The organism is Acinetobacter haemolyticus, from assembly GCF_003323815.1.
In the GTDB taxonomy this organism is placed as follows: domain Bacteria; phylum Pseudomonadota; class Gammaproteobacteria; order Pseudomonadales; family Moraxellaceae; genus Acinetobacter; species Acinetobacter haemolyticus.
This window is the reverse complement of sequence record NZ_CP030880.1, coordinates 321,023-346,329: the sequence shown is the minus strand read 5'-3', so window position 1 is coordinate 346,329 and position 25,307 is coordinate 321,023. Positions and strand designations below refer to the sequence as shown.

Here is a 25,307-nt window from a genome sequence, read left to right as displayed (position 1 = left end):
TTAGAGGTATTTATTAATGGCAGATATTTAAGCTGTTTCAGTTTCGAGCTTAACCTGATGATCAATCAGATATTCATTTAAGTTAAAACGGCTAAGTTGCTGACGCATCTTAAACGTTGTCCACGGCCAGACCGTACTATTTCGCCCGTTCCGATCAATGAAATAACTCTGACAACCACCCTTGTTCCAAACCGTGGTTTGTAAAGCCTCTTGTACGCGTTGATTAAACTCAGCGATACGCACAGGATCAGGTTCTATGGTTTTGATATTTTTTTGAATCGCTTGTTTCAACGCATCCATAATATAAGTGAGTTGCGCTTCAATAATGATAAAAGCCGAAGAACTCACCGCAATATTCGGTCCAAACATCAAGAAACCATTCGGGCAATCTGCCACCATTGTTCCCATATAACCTTCTGGACTGCCCTGCCATACATCAGACATGCTTTGTCCATAACGGTTATAGACACGCTGAGCAATTGGCGGTTCAGCCACCTCAAAACCCGTCCCAAGAATGATCACATCAGCCTCAAAGCTTGAACCATCACTGGCAATTAACTGCTTGCCTTTGACTTCGCTTAACGCCCCTGCAACTACATTGACATTGTCTTGAGCTAAGGCTGGATACCATTCATTAGATTGCAGAATACGTTTACAACCGATCACATAATTTGGCGTCACTTTACGACGTAATTCAGGATCTTTGATGCCCTGTTTAATATGAAATTCAGCAATACGCTGTACTTGCCGCATCGCAGCATTACTTTGTAAACCACCATTTAAGGTTTCAAAGATGCCATAGACTGAACCACGCATCACTGACTGAGTGACAGGAATATATTTAAATAAAGTTTGAATGGCACTTGGCAATGGCATATCAGATTTTGGTAATACCCAATGCGGTGTACGTTGAAATACAGTGAGTTGTTTTACCAACGGCTGAATTTGTGGTACAAACTGAATTGCAGATGCGCCTGTACCAATCACCGCAACACGTTTACCTGTTAAATCCACATCATGTCGCCAACGAGATGAATGGAAAATCTCACCTTCAAAATCTTTGAGACCTTTTACATTTGGGATCACAGGTTCATGCATTGGCCCACATGCCATGATCGCAAATTGTGAATGGAATTCACCTTGATTGGTTTTGATAATCCAACACTGTTTAACATCCGACCACGTTGCAGCTAAGGCTTCATGATTGAAATGAACATGCGGTAAAACTTGATATTTCTGCGCGGTGTTCTGTAAATATTGTTTGATTTCCGCTTGTCCCGCGAACACTCGACTCCATGTAGGATTCGGCTCAAAAGAATATGAATACAATGCCGATGGCACATCACAGGCACATCCCGGATAGGTATTTTCACGCCATACACCACCGAGTTCATTGGCTTTTTCGAGCAAGATGAAATCATGAATACCCGCTTGTTTGAGTTTAATCGCAGCACCTAAACCCGCAAAACCACCACCGATCACAATCACTCGATAAAATGGCACAGTCTTCGACTTGGTATTCATGACTCGTTTTCCCTTATTTTCATTCCGCATACAACATGGCATAAACTAAAAATAAGTTCATTAACCTGACTGACCTTTCCGATGGTCATTTTTGATACAAATTACTAATTATATTTTTATCTTTTCCAAAGAATTCATTATAAATTTACATGGCCATTTCAAAAACTAAATTGAACTTAACTCGCTTTGCCGACACACTGAAATGATTGATATTTATAGAACTGGAATTTCGCACATGAATGTAACGCCGTTAAAAGCACTTTTATTTTCAATCACCACAAGCCTTATCTTTACAGGCTGTTCTTCTTCTCCGATCCAGACAACTACAGCTACTCAAATTTTAGAACAAGTTCAAAATATCGAAGCAACCCCTACGACCGAAAACAATACCGCTCGACTTATTCAACAACCGAAAAATTGCTTTATTGAATTCACGGGTAATTTTGAGGGTGGTCAAGCTGTGGAGCATTGGATTTTTAATCGTCAAGGCTTAATTTCAGCCAGCACCAGCACAACACAATATTCAAATAATACCAACTCACCCACCCAAACATCCGCCATATTTAATATTCAAGAACCAGCCATTCAAGCAAATTTTAAGAAGCTGCAAAGTAATTTTAGTGCTGACAATTTAGCTAAATGTCATTAATAATTTAAAAAAAACTCGTTGCAGATTAAGATCATGCAACGAGTTATGGCACTTTAAAACGTACTCTAGATCAATTTAAACTATAAAAAATTAACCTTAATTGGATGATAAGCCGTTACTTGCAGCCAATACATCAATACGCGGGAAGACCAAACCAGTTCTCGTATCGGTAACTGACTTGCCTGTGACTCTCAAGCGATGAATGGTTTGATCAATGCTTTCCGTTGGACTCACACTATTCGCACGCAACAATGCTATCGCCCCTGCCACATGCGGTGCAGCTTGTGATGTTCCACCTTGTGTCTCACCACCTGCGGTAATCAATGCACCTGGTGCGAGTAAAGTGACCAGTGAACCACCATTGCTGAAACAAGTAACCTTATCCGCATTTGTAGTTCTATCAGTACAATTACTCCACGCTAAACTTCCCATATTACTATCGTATACAGCACCTACACGCACGGCACCTGCAACACATGCTGGTGAAGATATCCCATCAGCAAATCCATCATTACCAGATGCGACGACAGGAACAACCCCGGCTGCACGTGCATTGGCAAAGGCAGTTGCGTAACTACTGTTTTGGCATTCCGAGGTATATTTCACTCCAGGCACGCCCAAACTCATATTAATCGCTTTAATATTATAGGCTTGAGCATTATTTACTGCCCAATTTACACCTGCGAGAATATCACTATCATAGGCCGTGCTGACCCATTGCCCTTGGGATCTGACCTTTCTAAATGCATCGATACCAATAATTTTAGTTTTCGTCGCAACTTTAGCAACGATGGCCGAAACATTACTACCGTGCCCATCATCATCTAAGCTGCCATCGTCAGGTGCAGTATCAAAGGAATGCACCACGCGACAGGTTGAAGCTGGCGTATTGACTGCCGTACAACCGAAATCCGAGTGCTTATAATTCACCCCAGTATCGATCACCACGACACTCGAACCTTCGCCTGTAAAGCCATTCGCTACAGCTTGAGGTTGATTGATTAATGGCAAACTTTGCATTGTGGTCGGTGTATTCTTACGATTCGGATATACCCCTTTGACTGAAGGATCATTTAGAACCTGAGCCAATGTTTTTCGGTCTTGAATTCGATAGAGTCCCATCGGTATTCCATTAAATTCGCGTAAAGTTTGGAAACCTGAAGCTTGAGCAAATTTTGCTTTAAACTGCGTTTTTCCCTCAGCAATATAACTCAGCTTTTCTGCACTTGGTGAAATATGAGAAAAATTCGTCTCATACTCGATGAGTAAATCATTCGACTCATTATTTACCAAAGCATTAAGATCGATCTTGCCTTTAGCAACTTTAGCTAAAGCAGTTGAATTCAACTGTTGCTTTAACTGTGCTGCACTCAGCGCTGCTGCTGTAGTATTGGTACTGTATAAAATACATAAACTTAGTAATAACAACGTTTTATTTTTCAATTTCTATCTCCATTGTTCTTGGATAAAGAACATGTATCTCTCATGGGCTTGGATAAAGACCATGCGATGATTAAAGCGTTTTAATTTGATTTGCTGGATCAGTTTCTGGATCTATCGGTTGAATCGCTGGGTCACTTTTGGTGTTATAAAATTGAGCCTCCTCTTCCGATGTGCCAGATTGGTTTAATAAAGTTGTTGTTTTAATCTCTTTTTGGTTAATCTCCTGCTGATTGAGTGGTTTGGATGGAACTTCAAGATAATCATCTTTCATCTGGTGGATATACAGATCATTTGATGAAGTCAGTGGGTCAGATGGTTGGAAATACAGTACGATCACGCCTAATCCAACCAATAAGAGTAAAAATGCCGCAATCATTTTCATTCATATTCTCCAATATTTCTTTTACTGCTTATTGCAAGGTTTTGTTTTAATCATCTATTAACCAATAATTATTAACATTAATATTCACATTAATTTTCATATTTTACAAACATTGAAATGAATTAAATGCAAATTGCGATAATACTTGGTTTTTAGACGGCAATTACCTCATAGTAGAATGGTTTGAGAGATGATAAGTTTTCTATTGAGATCAATAAATTTAATGAAAACTCAAAATAAATTTTCCACATTTTTATACCAAGCAATAAAAATGCCACTTTTTAATTTAAATCATGTTTGAGTAAAAATTAGATAAAAGAACGGCTCTTCTTCATTTTCATCGAGATTAGCTGCATCATAAAATAAGCTAATCACCAAGAGATACATAGATTTCAAACTTTAATTAAAACTATATATTTCACATATTTATAGTTTTAGGCATTCTCCACAATTTACCGCTAGAGTGTGTTTCTGCTGTAACGTGCTTGTAAAGTTTTGCTGAAATCCATAGCTTTCTCCTTTTTGCTCGCTATGATGCAATGGCGATTATGAAGTGCCCTGATATGGCACATCACTTAAGGAAACCGCAATGAAAAAAATGATCAAAACAGCTATCGTGACAACAAGTATTCTTGCTTCTGCATCAGTTTTTGCACAAAACGTTGGTGCAAATGCGAGTGGCTCAGCACAAGTTTCTGTACAGTCAAACGGCTTAATTAAAGGCGTTACGGGTGCAGTCAAAAATACAGCACAAGGCGTAGGTCAAACAGCTCAACATGTTGGTCATGCGGCTGTAAACACTGGGGTAAATGTCACCCAAAAAACGGTGGGCACTGCTGCAAATGTTGGCTCATCTGTCGTTCACACGACTGGTGCTGCTGTTAAAAATGGAAGCAACTACACGGTAAACAAAGCAGTAGATGGTAAAACTGTCGCTACTGAAACACGTGCAGAGGCTAAAAAACGCTATCAGGATCGTAAAGCTGAATCAAAATCAATAGGTCTAAATACACAAACTGGCGTTCATGTTGGCAACTCATCTGTGCAAGCACAAACAGGCTTGAATGCTGATCGAAAACAAGCACAAGCAGGTGCAAATGTTGGTGTAAAAGTGTTAGGCGTAAACGCGAATGTAAACACCAATGCTAAAGTGGGTGCGAACTAAACTCAAATATTCATCAAAAAAAAGCCTTTTGAATGCTCAAAAGGCTTTTTTTATGCTTCTGATTTCGCACTCAAATCAAGAATAATTTGGTCTGTTCATCTACGTTATTTTCAATAAAATGGCTTAAACCGTTTGCATCACAAGCCAGAGTCAATTGCTTATAGCTCACACTGCAAAATTCAGCATATTGCTTGAAAATCAATGGCGATTGATCCAAAGGTAACGGTTCATCTAACGCGATCAGCTTATGTATACCCCGATCATTCATCGTCAATAAATAATGGTCGCCATTCAACGCTAACTCGACCAAAGCAGTACCTTTACCATTTAAAGGAAGCAAATATTGCGACTGTGCAGCAACCACATCTGCACAATAACTTTCGAGTTTTAAACTCACCAAATTAAAAACCAAGAACTCATGCTGACTCGTGCTAACTTTTGGGCTTACCGCCCCATTTTGTTGCACAAAATGGGGTAATGCTCCTAATTTCACTAAGTTCTGCTCAGTGCCCTGTTTCATTCGGAACAATTGCTGCACGAGTTTTTGTTTCATCACTGCATCGAAATAACGTTCATCTAACTGTAGATCGTTATCTTCTAAAATTTTTAATAACGCCTGATGATGTCGAGGCAGTAAAGCATCAAGTACATGACGATAATAGAACTTACTCTGCTTCTTCACTTGACGAACCCGCTGATAGAAGTAGGTAATATCAAATGGCTTTTCAACAAAATCATTCAGTAATTCAGAACTCGCCAAAACAGAAAGTGCTTCATGTCCTGTAAAGGGTAAATGAATCACATGCATTTGCGGTAATAATGGTTTAATTTTTAAGAAATGCTCTTTGTCTTCAGCAAAATATGGATCATAGACAATGATATATTCACGAGATGAATCAACTTCATCCGATTGAATTTCCATATGTTGATGAATTGATACATCAAAAAACTCTGCATAACGGCGGTCTTGCACCACTTCAGGATCAATGGTGTATTGTGGTACAAAAGCCACAATTTTTTGCATATTCAATAAATTTGAATACTTAATGGCAGCATAGCCACCCATCGAGCCACCATAGCCGACTCGCTCTTTAAACTGTGCTAAAAATGGTTGAATCTGTTGCTGCATGTTGAGCATGCTGCTTTTGGGAAACCATGTCTTTTGCTTCGGCATAATGCCGATCACATTGTATTGGTATTTTATTAATGATTTTTCAGCATTGATGGACATGCCTTTAGCGCGACTAATCAAATCGCCAAACGAAACCACTAAAGTATCACTTGAACCTTTTAAAAAAATAACGCGAATATGATCATCTTCAAATATTATTTGTTTATCCATGCTCACACTAAAAAAAGATCCTTGATGGGAATCAACAAATACTTACTTTGCCAATCCAAAATTGCGGAGTATCTTATTTTATAGAGATCGGGCAGATTAAAAAGCGCAAAAAATGACACAATCCTTGCATCCAGCGGCACAAAAGGGCTTTAGTTTAGGGGCTGAACTCTACCAACAGGTTCGCCCCAATTATCCACAAGAAATAGGGGTTTGGCTGCAAGATCGACTCCAGATAGATGAAAATTCCACTGTTATCGACCTAGGTTCTGGGACTGGCAAATTCTTACCTTACCTCTTACAAACCCAAGCAAAAATTGTTGCAATCGAGCCTGTAACCGAAATGTTACAGCAGTTACAACAAGCACATCCTATGGTAATTTCACTACAAGCGTTTAGTGATCAACTCCCTTTGGATGATGAATCCATTGATGCCATTGTTTGCGCACAATCATTTCATTGGTTTGCTAATCTAAAAACATTGAAAGAGATGCATCGTGTGTTAGCACCTTCAGGACATTTAGGCCTAGTCTGGAATCAACGCGATATTGACGTCGATTGGGTGAAAGCCCTAGCAAATGAGATTGCACCATTCGAAGGTGATACGCCTCGTTACCATACTGGACAATGGAAACAGGTATTTGAACATCAAGGACTGTTCAAATTCAATGGACTACAAAACTTCCAGCTCTATCATCATGGTACTGTAGAACAAGTGGTGAGTAAGCGCTTACTTTCGACCAGTTTTATTGCTGCCATGTCCCAACACGAGCAACAACGATTAAAGGCAAAATTTGAACAAATTGTATTTGATTTTACGGGATTAAATCCGCAAGATCAGATTGACTTTCCTTATCGTACTTTTGCTTATCATTTTCAGAAAATATCAACTTGAGTGGAACTATGTCTAAAATTAAAAAAACGCTGGCGATCACATTTACATTAACTGCAGCGCTCATGCTCAGTGCATGTAACAAAGAACAAGAACCCTCACGATCAAATGATCGAACGAGTGATTCTGTCAAAGATGCAATTGGTCAACTCAATCCAGTGCCAATCAAGCAATTTCCTGATACTGCAAATGACGCTGCGGATATTGCCATTCTAGAAGATTACGAGCAACGCTTCACGGACATGACGGACAGTATGGAAATTGAAGTAGCGGAAATGCGTGAGAAAGGGACACTCACACCTGAGTTTGAACAGCAACGCCAAAAAGATAATGTAAAATCTGCGCTGACCATGCTCAAGGAACTAGATCTTAAAACCGAACAAGGACGTTATATCCAAGGTCTACTCTATAGTTATTGGGAACATCAAGCCAAAGTTTTGGATCAACCCAATACTCAAGCAGATTCTGCTCAGCAAGTAGACCAACTTAATCAGTATTTGCATGCTCAAAGCCAATTACACCACTGGAAAAACAAGCAAACACCTGAAGACTAATTGAAAGTTTATACATTTATCTCATAAAAAAGCCCCTCGTCTTAAACTCAGGGGCTTTTTTCCATTTAAAGCTATCTTTTTAAATTTTCTGTCTTTCGATCCATTCAATCGAACTCACGCGAAATAACTCACACGCACCATCACCAACGCCACCAGGAGTTAGAGAAGATGTCCAAACTAGATCCTTATCACGCACTTCAACCAACTCACCTTTTAGATTGACTAAATCCCCACGCTTGACTTGTTTGATTTGCTTTGCAATCTCAGGATTTGCTGGAATGATGTGCATATTTGATACCATTTTAATGGCTTGATCAGGTGGCACAGGCAAAGTTTTCATGTTCCAATTGAGATAACGATCATACTGACGAACCGAGATGGTTCGAGCAATTTCTGGATCGGTAAATAAATCCAGACTCACGGCGTAATCAATCGGTGAAAATTTTGCTTGCTCATCATCATGATAGACTTTAGAACCAAGAATTCGAAAGTTCCCATCAAAAGGTTGAAGCACAGAAATTGATTGGTACTTCACGACTGGCGCTAAGCCGTTGGCAATATTATATTCAACGCCATTACTTGATGCGTGTGTTTGTCCAAGTGCCGCAACCATGCATAAACTCATCCATAGACGCTTTTTCATGGCTCAATCATCCTCAAAATATCACTAAAAACTTAAAAAACTAACTCTCTTCATAGTATGCTTGGATGGTGAAAAAAAGTGCGTTTTTTAGTAACAATCAAACTCACTTTGGTCATATTTTTGTGCTGTTATTTATGTGTTGCTTTATTTAATCAAGGGATGGATCTGTATGATTTATCAATTTTATCAACGCCGTATCTTTCCTCATTTACTCAATCAAGTCATGCAAACAGCCAGTTTGATGGATCGACGTCGTGAACTATTACTGCCGATTGAAGGCGATGTACTAGAAATCGGCTTTGGTACGGGCCTAAATATTCCATTTTATGGCAATATCGACACGCTATATGCATTAGAACCAAATCCTGATATCTACCAACTTGCGGTAGAACGTGTTCAACATGCGCCATTCTATGTCAAACATATTCAAGCCAGCGCAGAAAAGCTGCCTTTTGCTGATGCATCTTTGGATCATGTTGTATCAACATGGACATTGTGTAGTATTCCTCAACTCGACCAAGCACTTGCAGAAGTTTTCCGTGTGCTAAAACCAACGGGAACATTCCACTTACTCGAACATGTCAAACATCCAGATTCTGCTAAAATCCAATCTCTACAAACGATCTTAACACCTATTCAAAAGCGCATTGGCGATGGCTGCCATCTCAACCGAGATATAGAACGGCATCTATTGCAAACAAAGTTTCAATTTGCAGAAAAAGAATATTTTGACGCTGAAGGTATCCCCGTCATTGCTCAAAAAATGTTATTGGCAAGAGTACAAAAGTCTAAAAATGCCTAGCCCTCAAAATCGATTCTCAGCGTTTCAAAGCGTACCCGCCCTTCTTGCACTGCTTGAGCAATGGCTTGCTGCCCTTTACTCAAGCGTGCACCACCACTTTTAATATCCAGTAAAATCACCTCAATATCTTCGGCCTCGCCATCCCCATCACGAAAGTCGGTATAACCATCAAAAATGACATAATCCACTGGGTCACCCAAAAACTTAGCATCACTGGGTAAATAACGAAACTCTGGAAGGATGGGCGCAAACTGCTCAGCCATTTTTCCTTTGAGTACAGCACGACTGGTATTCACACTGCGTTTCTGTGCATCTAATAATGCTTGTTTATGTTCCAACTCTAATTCTGCAATATATTTTTCATACTCTGCTTGAATTCGTCCGTTACGACTATTGGACAAAATAATTGTGGTCAAAACCACACCGATACAAGCACCTATCAGCATTGCAAGCCAAACCGACATAAAAACGTCCTTATCCTTCAAGGTTGCTATTTAACTGCAACATTAAACTTTTGTCATGTGTCACACACTCTGGTAAAAAAGATGCTAAGGTATAGTTGAATATATAAAGACCTGTTAAATAAATCTAAGTTCATGAAGACAATATTAATCGCAAATCAAAAAGGTGGCTGTGGTAAAACCATGACGGCAATCACCCTCGCTACAGCATTATCACAAAAAGGATATAAGGTTGCTTTAGCAGACGCTGACAACCAAAAATCCGCATTACAATGGTTAAAACAACGTCCTGAAACCGTCACAGAGATCCAAAGTCTAGATTGGCGCCATGAGAAATCAATTGGTGATGCACCTAAAAACTTGGATTATTTGATTATTGATGCGCCTGGGGCACTTTCAGGTGAACACGCTGAACAACTGGTCAGTGAAGCACATGCGATTGTCACACCGATACAGCCTTCATTTTTTGATATTGATAGTACTCGTCGCTTCCTCAAACATTTACAAGAGATTAAACGCATTCGTAAAGGTAAAGTACAAATTTTACTGATTGCCAATCGCGTTAAGCCAAATAGCGCGAGTTCCAAAGATATTCAAAACTTTTTTACCAAAATTGAGCATCCACCTGTGGCATGGATTTCTGAACGAAGCGCCTATGGAACACTCGCTATGCAAGGTTTGAGTATTTTTGATAAATCACAAAAGAATTTTGTGACGATACAAAGCCAATGGCAGCCTGTGCTCAATCAGTTGGTTGATGATCCGAGTGAATGGTTTTAGCTTTTGCAAAGAAAAATAGGGTCTGTTGGCATTTCACAGATGCTTGCGGCAGAGGATATTTTTTAGATGATACAAGGCATGTTTTGCGAAATTTAGTCATTCTAAATGAGCAAAGCATAACGCAGTAGCGGCAAAAAACATCCCTGCCCCAAAGGGTTATGGCTAAAACTTCCCCAAACTGCGTTATGAAACTTGACAAGGGGATCGCCATTGCCTGCATTTCATGCCTTGTTTGAGTCGTTTTTGCCTATAACGCAATGCATGGCTGAAATGTCAACAGACCCTAATCTTTTGATATCAAATCTTAAAAGATGAAAAGGAAAATATCGCTGCTCTGATTTTTCAGTTAATATGGATTCATTCAACTTCAAGCACTAGAGAAAATTATGGTGCAACAATACGCTCCTGTCTTACAACGCGTTTTGCTGTTTGGACTGTTCTTTGTCCTGATGTTTTTGGGATTTAATATTCTCAAATATTTTATTGTTCCAGTTCTTTGGGCCGCGATTATTGCTTATATGACGTGGCCAGTTTACCTATGGGTGCAACGTCGCTTTTTTGGGGAAAATCGTCCAACCTTAAATGCAACAATCATGATTAGTTTGGTCATTCTAGTGATTGGAGTCCCTTTTATTTTTGCGATCTTCTTGCTTCAATTAGAAGGTCGAAACCTCTACATGAACTTACAAAAACAATTATTTTCAGGGCATATTCAAGTTCCTGACTTCATTCGAAACCTTCCTGTTATCGGTGAAGATATTAGCCATACGATCAATGAACTCAGCGGTGACCCCAATAGCATCACCCGCAGTATTGCAGAATGGATTCAAAGCCATTTAAGTTATGGTCGCTTTGTCCTAAGTGAAATTAGCCGTAACTTGGTCAAATTGACCTTTGCCTTGATGACTTTATTCTTTTTCTATCGAGATGGACAAACCATCTTGGCGCAAGTCAGTCGTGCACTCGAAATGGTGATCGGCCTTCGTGTACACCATTACTTGCAAACCATCTCAGAAACCACACGTGCTGTGGTATACGGCATCGGTTTAACAGCAGTCGCCCAAGCACTTTTAGCGGGTTTAAGTTATTTTGTCGCTGGCGTGCCGAACCCGATGTTGCTGACGATTGTTACTTTCATATTGGCATTGATTCCATTTGGAACCCCTGTTTCATATCTTGGCGTTGGGTTATGGCTATTTGCCCAAGGACAAACGGTTGAAGCAATTGGTGTCGTGACATGGGGAGTATTGATTGTAAGCAGTGCTGACAATGTTATCCGTCCACTTGTGATCTCTGGCGCAACACAGATTCCGTTCTTATTGATTATGTTTGGTGTCTTAGGCGGCATTGCGAGTTTCGGTCTTGTTGGCTTGTTTATTGGACCTGTCATCTTGGCGGTGTTACTGGCAATTTGGCGCGAATGGCTACATGAAAATGTCGAACAGCAACCTGTTGCTCAACTCGATGCTCCTCCTGATCCTAAATAAATCGCTGTGGGTATCTTAAAAGATATCCACAGTTTTCTCACTTATTGACTAAAACTTCTTTCTTAAGTATTGGTGCATTCTTTATAGTATCCCGATAGACAGCATCAAAGGCATTTAAGAAAGAAGTCTAGTAATTGTCCATTACTAATATTCAAAATCATAACTGTGCATAGATCTTGCTTAATAATTAGTTGAACAATCAACCTAATCTTGATGCAAAAAAATGACATATCATATTGATCAAACAATACTTCGATCAGGAAGATTTGTTTGTATGACAAAAACCAGATCAATTGAAGAAAAATAATTATGAATAGTCTGTATCTGCTCTTTAATCGTTTTGGATCAAATTCAATTTTGCGGTATTGCCTACAAATTTTTATTGTTTTAATCGGTACAACATTACTGCTACACGCATTGGGTCTAAGTGAATTTATTGTGCCTGTCACACTAGGTGCAATTGCAGCAGCCCTGACTGATTTTGATGACCGACTCAGCATCCGACTTCGAAACTTATTTTACGTCTGTGTACTGTTTTTTACGGTCAGTACAATTTTAACCTTTCTAGCACCTTATAAATTCTGGTTTATCGTCTATTTGAGTTTATCTAGTGCTGCTTTTGTACTCATGGGTGCATTAGGTCAACGCTACGCTACTATTTCTTTTGGCACAATCTTACTTTCCATCTACACCATGTTTGGATTGGGTGATTACCCACATTGGTATCAGCAACCTAGTTATTTTGTCTGTGGTGCGCTGTGGTATGGTTTTACCTCTATCCTGTTTTTTATCATTCACCCTACATTACCGCTACAAGAAAAGATTTCGACTACGTTTAAAGAAATGGGGGAGCTGTTACAGAGCAAAGCTAAGCTGTTCGATCCTGACAATGTCGATAATGTTGAAACGCTGCTATTTGAACTCTCACAGAAAAATGCACAGGTGGTGAATAGCCTGAATCAAGCCAAACAATCTTTGCTCTCTCGCCTTAAATCTTCACGCATGAATAACAGCAGTATCTATTGGTTAAATTTGTATTATTTTGCCCAAGATATCCATGAACAAGTGACCTCAAATTATTTACATTATGAAAAAATCCATCAGAACTTTAACCGGAGTGATTTAATTTTCCGTATACAAAAAAATATGTTCTTACAAGCAACAGCCTGCAAAAAACTGAGTCAGGCATTGCTACATAAAACCACTTATCAAAACAGCCCACTTGCCGATGCTGCCCTTGCCCAACTCGAAGCCTCAATGCAAGATTGGATCGCGCAACACCCATATAATTTAGAAGTTAAAAACTTAGAACTCATTTTGAATAACTTAAAAAGTATTCACGAACAATTCGCGCAACTGCAATTAAAACAAAACATTGAAACGGGATCACCACAACATCAGCAAGCACACCTCAATCTACTAGATGAAGATATTCAGGGATTTCAGGACTTCTTCTTAAAAATTAAGCAACATCTTAGTCCACAGTCTGCTTTATTTCGTCATGCTATTCGTTTAGCAATCGTCTTTGCTGTAGGTTATGCAATTTCTTTGCTGCCGTTTGCCAAAAATGGTTATTGGATTTTACTGACCAGTTTATTTGTTTGCCAGATCACCTATTTTGCAACCAAAAGTCGGCTAAAACTGAGAACCATCGGCACGTTATTGGGTGTGTTGTTAGGCATACCTATACTTTATTTTGTACCCAGTATTGAGGGACAACTTATCATTACCGTGATTAGCGGTGTGTACTTTTTCTATTTACGCCAAAAGAAATACGCGCTGGCTACGGTGATGGCAACACTGATGGTTTTATTGATTTTTAATCTTAAAGGTGCTGGTTTTAGTATCGTTTTACCAAGAATGATCGATACGCTGATTGGCTGTGCCATTGCTTGGTTAGCAGTGAATTTGATTTGGCCAGATTGGAACTTCCGCAATATTCCTGAAAACATCCGTAAAAGTAGTCAAGCAACGCTGGATTACTTCGATGCTGTCATCCAGCAATATCATCAAGGTCGTTCCAATGATCTTGAATATCGAAAAGCGCGTCGTGCGGCCCATAATGCACAGATCGAGTTGTCTAATATGATTTCGAGTCTCAGTACCGAACCACAACCCAATCAAGAACTGATCCATTATGCATTTCGCTACTTGGTCTATAGTCATAGTCAGTTGAGCTACGTTTCGGCACTGGGTCATCAACGTACTCAGATTCAAGATCAACACATCTTGGCGCTGCTTGATCAAAGTGTTGAATTGCTCAAACATGCTTTGATTCAACAACAACCGATTCCACATCAGCAAATTGAAGACATGTTAATCAAAATCCAGCATTTAAGTTCGCAGGGTCAGGTCTCAGAGCAAAACCAATTGTTGCTAAAACAAATTAGTCTGTTGCTTGAGACCCTCACTGAACTGGTGATGTTGAAAAATAAACTTCTAGAACTGGAAATTCGCTAATCAACTCACACTTCAGCGGTTTTAATTTATGCCTTGTTGCTGACGATCTTGCATTACTTGTTTCAAAACACGTCTAGGCTGAGCAAACCATAAAGCAATCAAGGTCACGCTTGCGAGTGCAAAAGCCCAAATATGGAAATAAGTATACATTAGACGAACCAACTCAATGATAATGAAGAAACTCATCATCATCACCATGGATACCGCTGCAGCTACTGTTCCCTTCGATACTTCTGAGGACATCAAGGCAAAACGATACATCACAGAGAAACTAATCCCTTCGCCAAAGCTGATCAAAGTCATACCGATCAATAAACATGGCACTAAATACAGCGGCCAAATTACACCCAAAATCAGAAATAATGTACCGAGAAACATAATCGGCAAACCCACCAAGATGGTTTTACCTAATGCAAAACGATCCATGACTTTGATCAAGACGATGTTACCCGCAATCAAACCGAAGAAAATTGGAAATTGCGCCAAGCCATATTGCAAACTACTCAGTTTCAATTCATCGACCAAAATCACAGGAGACAATGCAATCCATAACATCAACGGCATCGCAACCAAAGGCAAAGCTAAACTTGTACCTAAGAAACGACGATTACTAAATACCTTTTTGAAATCATCAAAGATATAACTAAATGGTTGCTTGGCTCTGCTTTCTTGTACAGATGGCATAAATTTCTTTAAACCAAACCAACTCAAAAAAGAAACTGATGCAATTGCAACAAAGCCCCAATGCCAGGAAATATGTTCAATTAAAAAAGCACCCAGTACAGGGCCTAATAATGGCGCAAGCAAAGAAATATTGGCCATCAACGCCATGACCTTAATGGCATCTCGCTCTTCAAATGTTTCTTGAATAGCCGCGTAACCAACTGCAGAAATGACAGTCAAACCAATGCCTTGCAAGAAACGCAATGCTAAGAATTGTTCGATGTTATGCGTCAATAAAATCAACAAGCAACATATCGTAAAGAAAGCGACACCCGCTAGCAGGACTTTTTTACGTCCAAGTCGATCTGAAAGGGGGCCAAGCAACCACGCAACACTGGCACCACCCAATAAATAAAATGACATAGATGAAGGAGCCCACGTCGCACTGACACCAAATTCTTGGGTAATCGACAGCATTGCAGGCTGTATCAAGTCATTACCAATATAAACCGCAAACTCAAATAGCACCAAAGCTAAAGGAAACATGAGCGTTATACGGTTTAACGTCATATTTTGATTATTCGTCATCATGTTCTATTCACAAAAACAACCAATTCGGATGCGCCCCATTTCCATACAAAGAAAATAGGAACATCACCACACGATTTTATGGTTTAGATTTAAATTAAATTTTGATTTTCATGCTGTGAGAGCGCATGTAATAAATGTGAAAACACCGTATTCACAAGGTGTATATAAGAAAAAATATATTTTCGTGAGATTGATAAAATATTTTATCGTTAGGAAAAATTTCCACGCGCAACTGTAGCACTTTTTAAAAATGACCGCAATTTAGGCAAATGTTTTAATATGTGAATAACCCAAAAGTTATCCACAATATTGTCTATCTTTCAGTCAACTCAAAATCATATCAATGGATCAAGGGCATAACTCAAATTGGAAGTTAGCTGTGTTCTCCCCTCTAGCACATTGATAGCTTTGTTTCTTATTCACGATTTTCCACACCGTTTGATCACGTTTTAATTGATATTCTGTACGAATGGCAATCACAGAATCATCGAGTTGAGACTGTTCAACTGTCACTTGTGCTTCACTAGGATTTTCTGCACGATTAAATTGCTGATCTATTTTTAGATTACTGTCTTCATCAAATAAATTCGGCTGATCTGATAATACCGCATGCATCGCTGTATTCGGTTCGGTCTCGGCTTGCTGCGGAGATGATGGCGTAGGTTGATTACATGCAGTCAAAAACAACCCAACGCCTAAGATCATACAAAGTTTGTGCATTTTTCATTTTCCTCTAAGCATTACCTATTTATGTTACTCCTCAGAAATAAATCGACTAGTCGTTATATGTATACGTGCTGCAGATCCATGTTGTATTTACGATATAAGCGACTGAGAGCGAACTTGGAAGCAGCGTTCATCAAGCAATCGTTGATTTTTGGTCAATAGTATTTTGCTTATTTATACATTTTTACTCATGAATAGACGCTCTAGAATGCACTCAAGTTTTTGAAATCTATTTTGAGTTATTCCATGAGCAATATTTTAATTATTAATGGTGCTAAACAATTCGCTCACTCAAATGGTGAATTGAATGACACCTTGACCGACTTTTCAGAATCACATTTAAAAAGCTTAGGTCATACAGTACAAGTAACACGTACCGACAGTGACTATGATATTCAAGCCGAAATAGCAAAATATCTCTGGGCAGATGTGGTGATCTATCAAATGCCGGGTTGGTGGATGGGTGCGCCATGGACCATGAAAAAATACATTGACGATGTGTTTACCATTGGTCATGGCTCACTTTATGCCAGCGATGGACGTAGCCGTTCTGATGCTTCTAAAAAGTATGGTTCAGGTGGTTTGATTCAAGGTAAAAGATACATGTTGTCGCTCACATGGAATGCACCAATGGAAGCATTCACTGATCCTGATCAATTCTTTCACGGTGTGGGTGTAGATGGTGTGTATTTACCTTTCCATAAAGCCAATCAATTCTTGGGTATGGAATCACTCCCGACCTTTATCGTAAATGATGTAATCAAAATGCCAAATGTCCCAAGCTATATCGAAGATTATAAAGCCCATTTAGATCAGTTTTTTACGAACACGAATTAAGAGAGAAATACTATGTTGACGATTATTGCTGAAATTCAGACACATGCAGGCACAGAACACCGCCAAGCCGTATTAGATGCGTTCCAAAAAATCATTCCAACTGTATTGGCAGAAGAAGGTTGTCATGGTTATGCCCCATTGATTGATCATCTGCCAGCGATTGAAATGCAGTCACAAGATGAAAATAGCATTGTGATGTTAGAGCAATGGGAAAGTACCGCTCATCTTGAGGCACATATGCAAACAGCACATATGCTGAAGCATTTTGAAGCGACCAAAGCGCATGTGGCTGATGTAAAAGTGCGTATTTTGGAAAGTGGGATTTAGAACAAAGATTGGTTATTTATCAAATCCTCATAAAATATATGATACTCGGTAATGTCATCTGCAACCTGCGTGATTTCAAGAAGATACTGTTTCTGCGATAGATTTTAATTAATGCAAGAAGTGAACAGGTTTTGCAGATGACAATGCCTTTGGTTACTTTGGGCAAAACCAAAGTAACTCCAGCCGAAGGCTAATCTTAAATATGAATGAGAACACAATACGACTCCGTCAAGACAAAGAAAAATATAAGCAAATGATTTTACTGATAATAATACTGCTTCATATGTCGGCTATACTCCGTTAAATAACGCTCTAAGCCCTCTCGACGATCAGCTTTTTGCATCTCTTTAGCAGCCAACTGCTCAATCTTAGTTTTAAGTAAATTCAGAATCGCTGCTTGTTCCGCTTCAGGGAGTTGGGCTTTTTCTTTCTGCTGTTTTTTAATTTCCAAATAATCCTCTGCCCAATGACGTAATGGATCATGTTCAGAAACTTGTGCAAATAAATCGGTAATCAATAATTCAGGCATCACTTCTTGAGTTGCTAACTCTGCCGACATCAAACCACGAATCGAATAAAATACTTTTTTATAAGTAAAATTATTTGCGGTTTGCATCACTTTCATCCCGCCCTTCGCCAGCGATAAGTAGTGGTGATAAAGCGCGCTATAGTCGATTCGCTCTAGCAGTCCATCTCGAAAGCTTTGCCATTCTGGAAAAGCATTAAAATACACAATATGCGCTCTTACCCACTCCAAAACTGTTGGGTTACTTTTTTCCAGTAATCCAAACATTTTATCGAGATCATAAGAAACGAAATCAAAATCCCCATCCATGATCTCAATTAGATCACGGTACTTTTTATAGTCAAAATATTGATCTTTACTCGGCAAATGAAAACCACGTACATCATAGTCGCTGTCAGGGCTAGCCATACCCCATAAACGGCTACCACTTTCAATATAAAATAATGGGATATCTTGACGTTGTTGAAACAGTTTTTCGATTTCTTGGTGGATGTTCATATTTCTCTCTAAGATTCGATTAAACGAGAATTTTATTATTTGTAACCTATCAATTTGATTCTCTACCCTTAATTTGTCCAATAAAAAATAGTATTTTTAATTTAATAGCTAAGTTAACCTATAACACATCAGTAAAATAGATAAGTCCTATCCGTTCATTGTTTAAGTTATGGAGCTCGTAATTCTTAAAGAAATTTAATTCTCCGTTATAACAAAGAAAATTTATTTCACAATGAATAAGCTCTCCTAATATCCATGAAGAGAAGTCTTTGAATATAAATGAACAAGAGTAAAATAGATTCCCAATTTTTACTCTCAACATAATACGCATACACTTTACATTATGTTCATTATAAAAATGATCAATATAGTCTCCATATACTTGATCACTCTCTAGATAAATATAAGCTTGAGTTTTCATATTGGTTTTATAAAAAAAGCGCATCTTACGATACGCTTTTAGCAGAAATTCTTTTATCTAATCAAGCATTAAAGATCAAATAATTTGCCTGGGTTCATAATTCCTTTCGGGTCAAATGCCAGCTTCAATGCTTTCATATATTCAATTTCTTCAGGCGAACGAGAATATTCCAAATATGGCTTCTTGGTCATGCCCACACCATGCTCAGCAGAGATCGAACCATCATATTTTTTCACGGTATCAAATACGTATTTATTGACCACCTGACACTTCGCAAAGAACTCATCTTTAGTTAAGTTTTCAGGTTTCAAAATATTTAAGTGTAAGTTACCGTCACCAATATGACCGAACCAGCAAATCTCAAAATCTGGATAATTATCAGCAACAATTGCATCAATTTCTTTGATAAATGCTGGTACATGGGTAATCAACACTGAAATATCATTTTTATAAGGAATAAATGGCGCGATTGACTCTGAAATATCTTCACGCAAACGCCACAAGCTTTGCGCTTGATCTAGACTTTGGCTCATCACACCATCAATGACCCAACCCTGTTCCATACAATGCTCAAAAATCTGCATGGCTTTGTCCATGATCGGCTCATACGGCGCTTCAAATTCAAGTAACACATAAAATGGCGCTTGCGTTTCAAACGGGCGCTGAACATGGCCGCGATCCAAAACTTTCTGCATTGCCACTTCACCAAAAAACTCAAACGCGGTTAAGTCGATTTCTTTTTGGAACGCATGCAATACTGGCATCACCGCATCAAAATCAGGTGTACCCAAAACCATCACTTGCAAGTTTTGTGGTTGACGCTCTAGCTTAATTTCAGCTTCAGTGATCAGACCTAATGTGCCCTCACCACCGATAAATAAATGCTGTAAGGCATAACCGGTCGCATTTTTAATCATGCCTTTGTTTAGGCGTAAAATATCGCCTTTACCCGTAACAACCGTTAAACCAAGCACCCAGTTACGAGTCATACCGTATTTGATGACTTTGATCCCGCCTGCATTAGTACCAATGTTCCCACCGATCTGGCTTGAACCCGCTGATGCGAAATCCACTGGATAGTACATGCCTTGTTCTTCGGCATAATTCTGTAGTTGCTCAGTCACCACACCCGCTTGGACGCGTACCATACGATCTGCTGGGAAGAACTCCAAGATCTGATTCATCTTGTCAAAGCTAATCACGATCTCGCCATTGCTTGCCACTGCACCAGCCGAAAGCCCTGTACGACCACCTGATGGTGTAATCTCAACATTAAATTGGTTGGCAAGTTTGACAACAGACTGAACTTGCTCAGTGCTTGAAGGAAAAACGATGACTGATGGGTTCGGATCAAAATGTTTAGTATGATCTCGTCCCCAATTTTCCAAGCTATCGGCATCGGTTTTTATACGGTTTTCACCCACAATTGCCGTTAATTGGGTCAATAACTCAGGGGTTAAAGCGACTGAAGCATTCATCGTTTATAGGCCTAGCAAGAAGTAAATATAGGGCATTTGAATCACCACATTATTTTTCTAATCTTGAGAAAAATGAAGATGATGTGATAACTCAAATATAGCAACACTACAGAACAGCTCAAACCCGTTTGTATTCAGGCGAGCGCATTAGGTCTATCCATTTTACATCGAAGCGTGCATTGGATAAAGCATTGCATCAAGATACTGCATCGTACAAGGCTAAACTTGAAAATCAGTCAACATTTCCATGAAAAATGATCAGTATTTCGATGCCCCAATTTGCAATCAAATCGCCCTCATTTTGATCAAACATGTTATGATACGGCGATTTAAATCCGACCTGATATAGCGTAGAGCCGTTATGAGCCAACATCTATCACTCCCTAAAGATAAAATCCGTTTTCTATTGTTAGAGGGCGTTCATCAAAACGCTATCGATACTTTAAACGCTGCGGGTTATACCAATATCGATTACCACAAAACTGCACTTGAAGGCGATGCATTAAAAGCCGCTGTCAAAGATGCGCACTTTATTGGTATTCGTTCGCGTACTCAATTGACTGAAGAGATCTTTGAAGCAGCGAATAAATTGATTGCGGTAGGTTGTTTCTGTATCGGTACAAACCAAGTCGATTTAAAAGCAGCGATGTCGCGTGGTATCCCTGTTTTCAACGCACCATATTCAAATACTCGTTCAGTTGCTGAACTCGTTCTAGCTGAAACTATTTTATTACTTCGTCGTGTTCCTGAAAAATCAAAAGTTACACATGCTGGCGGTTGGGATAAATCAGCTGTTGGTTCGTATGAAACTCGTGGCAAAACTTTAGGTATTGTCGGTTACGGTTCAATTGGTTCACAGCTTTCTGTTTTAGCTGAAAGCTTGGGTATGAAAGTCATCTATTTTGATGCTGTGACTAAATTACCTTTAGGTAATGCTCGTCAAGTTGGTTCTATGGATGAACTTTTAGCAACTGCTGACGTAGTTTCATTACATGTTCCAGATGTACCATCTACACGTAACTTCTTCAAGAAAGAACAGTTTGCAAAAATGAAACAAGGTTCGATCTTCTTAAATGCAGCACGTGGTACATGTGTTGTTATTGAAGATCTTGCAGATGCGATTAAATCAGGCCACCTTGCAGGTGCAGCGGTTGACGTATTCCCGAAAGAGCCTAAAGCGAATGGTGAAGAGTTTGTTTCACCACTACGTGGTTTAGACAACGTGATCTTGACTCCACACGTTGGTGGTTCAACCATGGAAGCGCAAGCGAACATTGGTTTAGAAGTGGCTGAGAAATTTGTTGCGTATTCAGACAAAGGTATGACGCTTTCTGCGGTGAACTTCCCTGAAATCGCATTACCGCTTTCTGATGGTCAACACCGTTTACTTCACATCCACAAAAACGTTCCTGGTGTATTGTCTAAGATCAATACATTATTCGCTGAACAAGGCATCAATATCTCTGGCCAGTCATTAATGACTAAAGGCGATATCGGTTACTTGGTAATGGATGTTGATGCTTCTGCATCTCAAGAAGCTTTGGATACGCTACATAATGTAGAAGGTACAATTCGCGTACGTGTATTGTTCTAAGTCCATTGACTGCAAAAAAATCACAGCATTAGCTGTGATTTTTTTTGCTCAACGATTAAGGACAGTTTGGAATAACGACACCACTATTATCTTTGGCTTCATCATTACCCCAACGCGATAGCATATACGCGGAAACCCATTGATTGGTCGGTCCAACATCTAAATCTGTTTTTAACCACCAATGGTTCCACTGGGTACCTGTCGAGTTTTGAACCTTCGGTCCCCAAACCTTACAATACACATAATGGGTCCCTTTATATAACGTTCCTGTAATCGTACCACCCGGACTAGAACGTCCATTGGCATCCGCCCACGTGTCTACCCAATATTTATTGCCACTTGGTGGCGGTGGTGGAGGTGTTGTACCTCCACAACCATTATCACTGGTGAGAACTCTTTGCCCATAACTTCCTGGATAAGGCGCAAGCGAGTTTCCATTAATCACAATACTTTGTGCTGTACTATTTAGACGTTGTTCATAATGTAAATGTGGTCCTGTACTCTGTCCTGTACTTCCGACAGTACCAATTTGTTGACCTTGCCCAATTGAAGCCCCCACACTGACATGAATGGCATTTAAATGAAAATAATGAGTTGACCAACCATTTCCATGATTGATCACCACCATATTACCTGCACCACCATTCCAACCGATCGAGCTTACCGATACAGTTCCACCAGCAGAAGCAAGCACAGCTGCTCCTGATGTTGCACCATTATCCCAGCGCACAAAATCTAAAGCATTGTAGTTGTGACCTGGGTAAGTGCTATAACTCCAAGTTTGACCACAGGAAAAAGGAGCTTTAAAAGCAGGTGCGGCATATACTGAGAAAGGAATGAATGTCATGATACCGATGGCAAAAACTTGTTTTAGTTTCAACATCTTATTATCTCCATAATTATTATTTCATTTATTTAAGTATTGTCAGTTTTACTACTTTTCGGGGTCTATAACGCCCCCAAGTTTTATAGCAGAGATACAGAAAGCTTTGTTTAGTGATCTGACGAACTGCATCGACTCTCACGACTATTCACACGAATTTAGAAGATTAAACACTTCATCAAACTTGGAATTAGAATCCAATGAATCTGAATATGTATGAGAGTTATTCGTAAAATAGGATCAATAAAATCTGAGCGATAAAATGATATAAATAAATAATTATTAAAAAGAACCTTAAAACTTATTTAATAATTAAAACAGTCATCATCGCAACTTCAAAATCAATAAAATTATGCTCGTTTCACAACCAATCTTGAGATAAAATTAAATTATTATGTGAAAATTACACCAACTTGATTGATGATTAAATGTCCAATTCTTCTCTAAAGTCACCACTCTATGCCATAGCATTATTGATGCTTGCAATGATTTGCGTTCAAGGCAGTGGTTCTTTAGCAAAAATTTTATTCCAAAGTTTCCCAGTTTTGACCGTTTCTGCGATGCGTTTATGTTTAGGTGCAATCATTTTGGCGGTAATTTTCAAAGTTTGGACTATTAACTTTCGTGCAGTCCGCTGGAAAGCGATCTTGAGCTATGGTATTGCTTTGGCTGGAATGAATGGATTGTTCTACTTATCGCTAGAGCGACTTCCTCTCGGGATTGCCGTTGCTTTTGAATTTATTGGGCCCTTAAGCGTCGCGCTCTATCATGCACGCCAAAAGTATGACTTTATTTGGGTTGGTTGTGCCATTTTAGGCTTGATTCTCTTATTTCCATTGCAACAGGCTCAGCATAGTCTTGATCTCGTTGGTGTATTTTTTGCCATCAGTGCAGGTGCATGTTGGGCACTCTATATTATTGCAGGACAAAAACCTTCAGGTATTTCTGGCAATCATACCGTATGTCTTGGAATGAGCATCGGCATGTTGTGTTTACTACCATTTGCTGTATTTTCTGGTGCAATTGATCGTGTTTTTGAGCTACCAAATCTGTATTATTTTATTGGGCTTGCCATTCTCGCCAGTGCCTTGCCATTCTCCTTAGAAATGATTGCTTTGCGCAATCTGACTCCATTGAGTTTTGGTACATTAATGAGCTTGGAACCAGCAGTTGCGGCACTTTCAGGTTTTGTATTTTTAGGTGAAAAATTATTGTGGAATCAATGGCTCGCCTTAACCACCATTATCATCGCCTCCATCGGCTGTACTTTTACCATGCAACGCGCTCGACAGCAAAAAGAGGCTAAATGAAAAATCTCCAATTGGTTGCTGTGCTTTACATGGTGTTGTCCATGGTGGCTTATCAAATCAGCGCGTCATTTGCTAAACAGCTGATCACAACACTTGATCCCCTCACTGTGACGATTTTAAGGCTGAGCTTTGCAACAATCATCGTGGCAATCATGTTTCGGTCTTGGACTATCATTTCCAAGCTCAAACACCTGAAATGGCGAGATTTACTGCTTTATACAGCATCCTTAGGCTGTATGAATATTTTGTTTTACACTTCTCTGGGCAAGCTTCCTCAAGGCATTGCTGTAGGTTTAGAGTTCATTGGACCGCTAGGGTTAGCATTGCTTTCAATCAAACAACGCAGTGATTATCTTTGGGTCGCATTTGCAATTTTAGGCATTGCCTTAATGGTCCCTTGGCATGATGCCAACCAACATAATTTTTCTTATTTTGGTGCTGCTTGCGCTGTAGGTGCGGGGATTTTTTGGGCCTTATATATTTACTACGGACATCGGGTCGCACAACAAAATATAGGAATGCATGCATTAACGATTGCCATCGCATTATCTGCCTTGACCTTATTGCCATTTGGTTTATGGAATAATGCGCCTGTTCTTCTGGATACCCAATATTGGGGTAAAGCTCTCGTAATTGCGATTCTTGCGACGGCGATTCCGTATGCGCTCGATCTAATGGCATTGAAACGTTTAAGTAAACTGAGTTACGGGACATTGACCAGTCTAGCGCCTGCTTTAGCGGCATTGGCAGGACTGGTCATTCTCCATGAACAAATTAGCCTGATTCAATGGGTTGCCTTATTTTGTATTATGATCGCATCCATTGGTGTGACCTTACGTGGAGAGAAATCTCCAGCCCCGTAAAGTCACAAT

Annotated in this window: 24 protein-coding genes; 13 read left to right on the top strand and 11 right to left on the bottom strand. The window is 39.4% G+C overall.

From position 1 onward, the window contains the following. Positions 1–27 precede the first annotated feature (27 nt). Positions 28–1,524, bottom strand: coding sequence for a flavin-containing monooxygenase (locus DS737_RS01630; RefSeq protein ID WP_113996624.1), 1,497 nt, complete (start codon positions 1,522–1,524; stop codon positions 28–30). A gap of 235 nt (positions 1,525–1,759) precedes the next feature. On the opposite strand from DS737_RS01630, the gene DS737_RS01625 reads away from it, so the two are divergent. Further along, on the top strand, positions 1,760–2,173 hold the full coding sequence (locus DS737_RS01625; protein WP_005086927.1) for a hypothetical protein: 414 nt from the start codon (positions 1,760–1,762) through the stop codon (positions 2,171–2,173). Between the two features lie 96 nt (positions 2,174–2,269). Here the strand turns inward: DS737_RS01625 and DS737_RS01620 are convergent, their stop codons facing one another. Then, complete coding sequence (locus DS737_RS01620) at positions 2,270–3,616, bottom strand: S8 family peptidase (RefSeq protein WP_113996623.1); 1,347 nt, start codon at positions 3,614–3,616, stop codon at positions 2,270–2,272. Positions 3,617–3,686: 70 nt separating this feature from the next. Beyond that, positions 3,687–3,998 (bottom strand): hypothetical protein, encoded by a 312-nt coding sequence (locus DS737_RS01615; RefSeq protein ID WP_004641190.1) that lies wholly within the window; start codon positions 3,996–3,998, stop codon positions 3,687–3,689. 589 nt (positions 3,999–4,587) lie between these two features. On the opposite strand from DS737_RS01615, the gene DS737_RS01610 reads away from it, so the two are divergent. Continuing rightward, a complete protein-coding gene (locus tag DS737_RS01610; RefSeq protein WP_113996622.1) occupies positions 4,588–5,163 on the top strand; it encodes a hypothetical protein in 576 nt (191 codons plus the stop codon). Positions 5,164–5,233: 70 nt separating this feature from the next. Here DS737_RS01610 and DS737_RS01605 read toward each other — a convergent pair whose 3' ends face one another. Then, complete coding sequence (locus DS737_RS01605) at positions 5,234–6,505, bottom strand: hypothetical protein (protein WP_113996621.1); 1,272 nt, start codon at positions 6,503–6,505, stop codon at positions 5,234–5,236. Between the two features lie 112 nt (positions 6,506–6,617). Here DS737_RS01605 and DS737_RS01600 point away from each other — a divergent pair, with 112 nt between their 5' ends. Together DS737_RS01600 and DS737_RS01595 are read left to right on the top strand one after the other, a co-directional pair. Then, positions 6,618–7,397, top strand: a complete 780-nt coding sequence (locus DS737_RS01600) for a class I SAM-dependent methyltransferase (RefSeq protein WP_017395948.1) — start codon at positions 6,618–6,620, stop codon at positions 7,395–7,397. An 8-nt stretch (positions 7,398–7,405) separates the two neighbouring features. Beyond that, complete coding sequence (locus DS737_RS01595) at positions 7,406–7,948, top strand: hypothetical protein (RefSeq protein WP_113996620.1); 543 nt, start codon at positions 7,406–7,408, stop codon at positions 7,946–7,948. A gap of 79 nt (positions 7,949–8,027) precedes the next feature. Here DS737_RS01595 and DS737_RS01590 read toward each other — a convergent pair whose 3' ends face one another. Continuing rightward, positions 8,028–8,591, bottom strand: a complete 564-nt coding sequence (locus DS737_RS01590; RefSeq protein WP_004641202.1) for a hypothetical protein — start codon at positions 8,589–8,591, stop codon at positions 8,028–8,030. A gap of 169 nt (positions 8,592–8,760) precedes the next feature. Here DS737_RS01590 and DS737_RS01585 point away from each other — a divergent pair, with 169 nt between their 5' ends. Then, a complete protein-coding gene (locus DS737_RS01585; protein ID WP_004641203.1) occupies positions 8,761–9,393 on the top strand; it encodes a class I SAM-dependent methyltransferase in 633 nt (210 codons plus the stop codon). On the opposite strand, the gene DS737_RS01580 is transcribed toward DS737_RS01585, so the two are convergent. Next, entirely contained in the window at positions 9,390–9,857 is a 468-nt protein-coding gene (locus DS737_RS01580; RefSeq protein ID WP_005086937.1) for a Holliday junction resolvase-like protein, read from the bottom strand. The two genes, DS737_RS01585 and DS737_RS01580, sit on opposite strands and share 4 nt — an antisense overlap. A 132-nt stretch (positions 9,858–9,989) precedes the next feature. On the opposite strand from DS737_RS01580, the gene DS737_RS01575 reads away from it, so the two are divergent. The 3 genes from DS737_RS01575 to yccS all read left to right on the top strand — a co-directional run bounded on the left by DS737_RS01575 (position 9,990) and on the right by yccS (position 14,581). Beyond that, the gene (locus DS737_RS01575; RefSeq protein WP_004641207.1) at positions 9,990–10,634 is read left to right on the top strand and encodes a ParA family protein; all 645 of its coding nucleotides are present in this window, start codon (positions 9,990–9,992) and stop codon (positions 10,632–10,634) included. Between the two features lie 389 nt (positions 10,635–11,023). After that, a complete protein-coding gene (locus DS737_RS01570; RefSeq protein ID WP_162784534.1) occupies positions 11,024–12,121 on the top strand; it encodes an AI-2E family transporter in 1,098 nt (365 codons plus the stop codon). 309 nt (positions 12,122–12,430) lie between these two features. Then, positions 12,431–14,581, top strand: coding sequence for a YccS family putative transporter (yccS, locus tag DS737_RS01565; protein WP_004641211.1), 2,151 nt, complete (start codon positions 12,431–12,433; stop codon positions 14,579–14,581). A 21-nt stretch (positions 14,582–14,602) separates the two neighbouring features. Here yccS and craA read toward each other — a convergent pair whose 3' ends face one another. Both craA and DS737_RS01555 read right to left on the bottom strand, forming a co-directional pair. Then, complete coding sequence (craA, locus tag DS737_RS01560; protein WP_171055819.1) at positions 14,603–15,832, bottom strand: chloramphenicol efflux MFS transporter CraA; 1,230 nt, start codon at positions 15,830–15,832, stop codon at positions 14,603–14,605. Between the two features lie 351 nt (positions 15,833–16,183). Continuing rightward, positions 16,184–16,555: a hypothetical protein gene (locus DS737_RS01555; RefSeq protein WP_113996618.1), complete on the bottom strand. Its 372-nt coding sequence runs from the start codon at positions 16,553–16,555 to the stop codon at positions 16,184–16,186. Positions 16,556–16,807: 252 nt separating this feature from the next. Here DS737_RS01555 and DS737_RS01550 point away from each other — a divergent pair, with 252 nt between their 5' ends. After that, positions 16,808–17,398, top strand: a complete 591-nt coding sequence (locus DS737_RS01550) for an NAD(P)H-dependent oxidoreductase (protein WP_113996617.1) — start codon at positions 16,808–16,810, stop codon at positions 17,396–17,398. A gap of 12 nt (positions 17,399–17,410) precedes the next feature. Beyond that, positions 17,411–17,725: a putative quinol monooxygenase gene (locus DS737_RS01545; RefSeq protein ID WP_113996616.1), complete on the top strand. Its 315-nt coding sequence runs from the start codon at positions 17,411–17,413 to the stop codon at positions 17,723–17,725. A 259-nt stretch (positions 17,726–17,984) separates the two neighbouring features. Here the strand turns inward: DS737_RS01545 and DS737_RS01540 are convergent, their stop codons facing one another. Both DS737_RS01540 and DS737_RS01530 read right to left on the bottom strand, forming a co-directional pair. Then, the gene (locus tag DS737_RS01540) at positions 17,985–18,749 is read right to left on the bottom strand and encodes a nucleotidyltransferase domain-containing protein (RefSeq protein WP_113996615.1); all 765 of its coding nucleotides are present in this window, start codon (positions 18,747–18,749) and stop codon (positions 17,985–17,987) included. A gap of 489 nt (positions 18,750–19,238) precedes the next feature. Then, entirely contained in the window at positions 19,239–20,648 is a 1,410-nt protein-coding gene (locus DS737_RS01530; protein WP_113996614.1) for an FAD-binding oxidoreductase, read from the bottom strand. 361 nt (positions 20,649–21,009) lie between these two features. On the opposite strand from DS737_RS01530, the gene serA reads away from it, so the two are divergent. Then, entirely contained in the window at positions 21,010–22,242 is a 1,233-nt protein-coding gene (serA, locus tag DS737_RS01525; protein WP_113996613.1) for a phosphoglycerate dehydrogenase, read from the top strand. 55 nt (positions 22,243–22,297) lie between these two features. Here serA and DS737_RS01520 read toward each other — a convergent pair whose 3' ends face one another. Beyond that, positions 22,298–23,125: a M23 family metallopeptidase gene (locus DS737_RS01520; protein ID WP_113996612.1), complete on the bottom strand. Its 828-nt coding sequence runs from the start codon at positions 23,123–23,125 to the stop codon at positions 22,298–22,300. A gap of 428 nt (positions 23,126–23,553) precedes the next feature. Between DS737_RS01520 and DS737_RS01515 the strand changes: the two genes are divergently transcribed. Both DS737_RS01515 and DS737_RS01510 read left to right on the top strand, forming a co-directional pair. After that, positions 23,554–24,435: an EamA family transporter gene (locus tag DS737_RS01515; RefSeq protein WP_113996611.1), complete on the top strand. Its 882-nt coding sequence runs from the start codon at positions 23,554–23,556 to the stop codon at positions 24,433–24,435. After that, the gene (locus DS737_RS01510) at positions 24,432–25,298 is read left to right on the top strand and encodes an EamA family transporter (protein WP_005086968.1); all 867 of its coding nucleotides are present in this window, start codon (positions 24,432–24,434) and stop codon (positions 25,296–25,298) included. The genes DS737_RS01515 and DS737_RS01510 overlap by 4 nt, the downstream gene beginning before the upstream one ends. Positions 25,299–25,307 lie beyond the last annotated feature (9 nt).

What these genes read in the sequence shown, in the direction of transcription:
- DS737_RS01530 (WP_113996614.1), bottom strand. Translation starts at nt 20,648, where the DNA reads ATGAATGCTTCAGTCGCTTTAACCCCTGAGTTATTGACCCAATTAACG.
- yccS (WP_004641211.1), top strand. Translation starts at nt 12,431, where the DNA reads ATGAATAGTCTGTATCTGCTCTTTAATCGTTTTGGATCAAATTCAATT.
- DS737_RS01580 (WP_005086937.1), bottom strand. Translation starts at nt 9,857, where the DNA reads ATGTCGGTTTGGCTTGCAATGCTGATAGGTGCTTGTATCGGTGTGGTT.
- DS737_RS01630 (WP_113996624.1), bottom strand. Translation starts at nt 1,524, where the DNA reads ATGAATACCAAGTCGAAGACTGTGCCATTTTATCGAGTGATTGTGATC.
- DS737_RS01585 (WP_004641203.1), top strand. Translation starts at nt 8,761, where the DNA reads ATGATTTATCAATTTTATCAACGCCGTATCTTTCCTCATTTACTCAAT.
- DS737_RS01600 (WP_017395948.1), top strand. Translation starts at nt 6,618, where the DNA reads ATGACACAATCCTTGCATCCAGCGGCACAAAAGGGCTTTAGTTTAGGG.
- DS737_RS01605 (WP_113996621.1), bottom strand. Translation starts at nt 6,505, where the DNA reads ATGGATAAACAAATAATATTTGAAGATGATCATATTCGCGTTATTTTT.
- DS737_RS01520 (WP_113996612.1), bottom strand. Translation starts at nt 23,125, where the DNA reads ATGTTGAAACTAAAACAAGTTTTTGCCATCGGTATCATGACATTCATT.
- DS737_RS01590 (WP_004641202.1), bottom strand. Translation starts at nt 8,591, where the DNA reads ATGAAAAAGCGTCTATGGATGAGTTTATGCATGGTTGCGGCACTTGGA.
- DS737_RS01510 (WP_005086968.1), top strand. Translation starts at nt 24,432, where the DNA reads ATGAAAAATCTCCAATTGGTTGCTGTGCTTTACATGGTGTTGTCCATG.
- DS737_RS01540 (WP_113996615.1), bottom strand. Translation starts at nt 18,749, where the DNA reads ATGAACATCCACCAAGAAATCGAAAAACTGTTTCAACAACGTCAAGAT.
- craA (WP_171055819.1), bottom strand. Translation starts at nt 15,832, where the DNA reads ATGACGAATAATCAAAATATGACGTTAAACCGTATAACGCTCATGTTT.
- DS737_RS01555 (WP_113996618.1), bottom strand. Translation starts at nt 16,555, where the DNA reads ATGCACAAACTTTGTATGATCTTAGGCGTTGGGTTGTTTTTGACTGCA.
- DS737_RS01610 (WP_113996622.1), top strand. Translation starts at nt 4,588, where the DNA reads ATGAAAAAAATGATCAAAACAGCTATCGTGACAACAAGTATTCTTGCT.
- DS737_RS01515 (WP_113996611.1), top strand. Translation starts at nt 23,554, where the DNA reads ATGTCCAATTCTTCTCTAAAGTCACCACTCTATGCCATAGCATTATTG.
- DS737_RS01550 (WP_113996617.1), top strand. Translation starts at nt 16,808, where the DNA reads ATGAGCAATATTTTAATTATTAATGGTGCTAAACAATTCGCTCACTCA.
- DS737_RS01595 (WP_113996620.1), top strand. Translation starts at nt 7,406, where the DNA reads ATGTCTAAAATTAAAAAAACGCTGGCGATCACATTTACATTAACTGCA.
- DS737_RS01545 (WP_113996616.1), top strand. Translation starts at nt 17,411, where the DNA reads ATGTTGACGATTATTGCTGAAATTCAGACACATGCAGGCACAGAACAC.
- serA (WP_113996613.1), top strand. Translation starts at nt 21,010, where the DNA reads ATGAGCCAACATCTATCACTCCCTAAAGATAAAATCCGTTTTCTATTG.
- DS737_RS01615 (WP_004641190.1), bottom strand. Translation starts at nt 3,998, where the DNA reads ATGAAAATGATTGCGGCATTTTTACTCTTATTGGTTGGATTAGGCGTG.
- DS737_RS01575 (WP_004641207.1), top strand. Translation starts at nt 9,990, where the DNA reads ATGAAGACAATATTAATCGCAAATCAAAAAGGTGGCTGTGGTAAAACC.
- DS737_RS01625 (WP_005086927.1), top strand. Translation starts at nt 1,760, where the DNA reads ATGAATGTAACGCCGTTAAAAGCACTTTTATTTTCAATCACCACAAGC.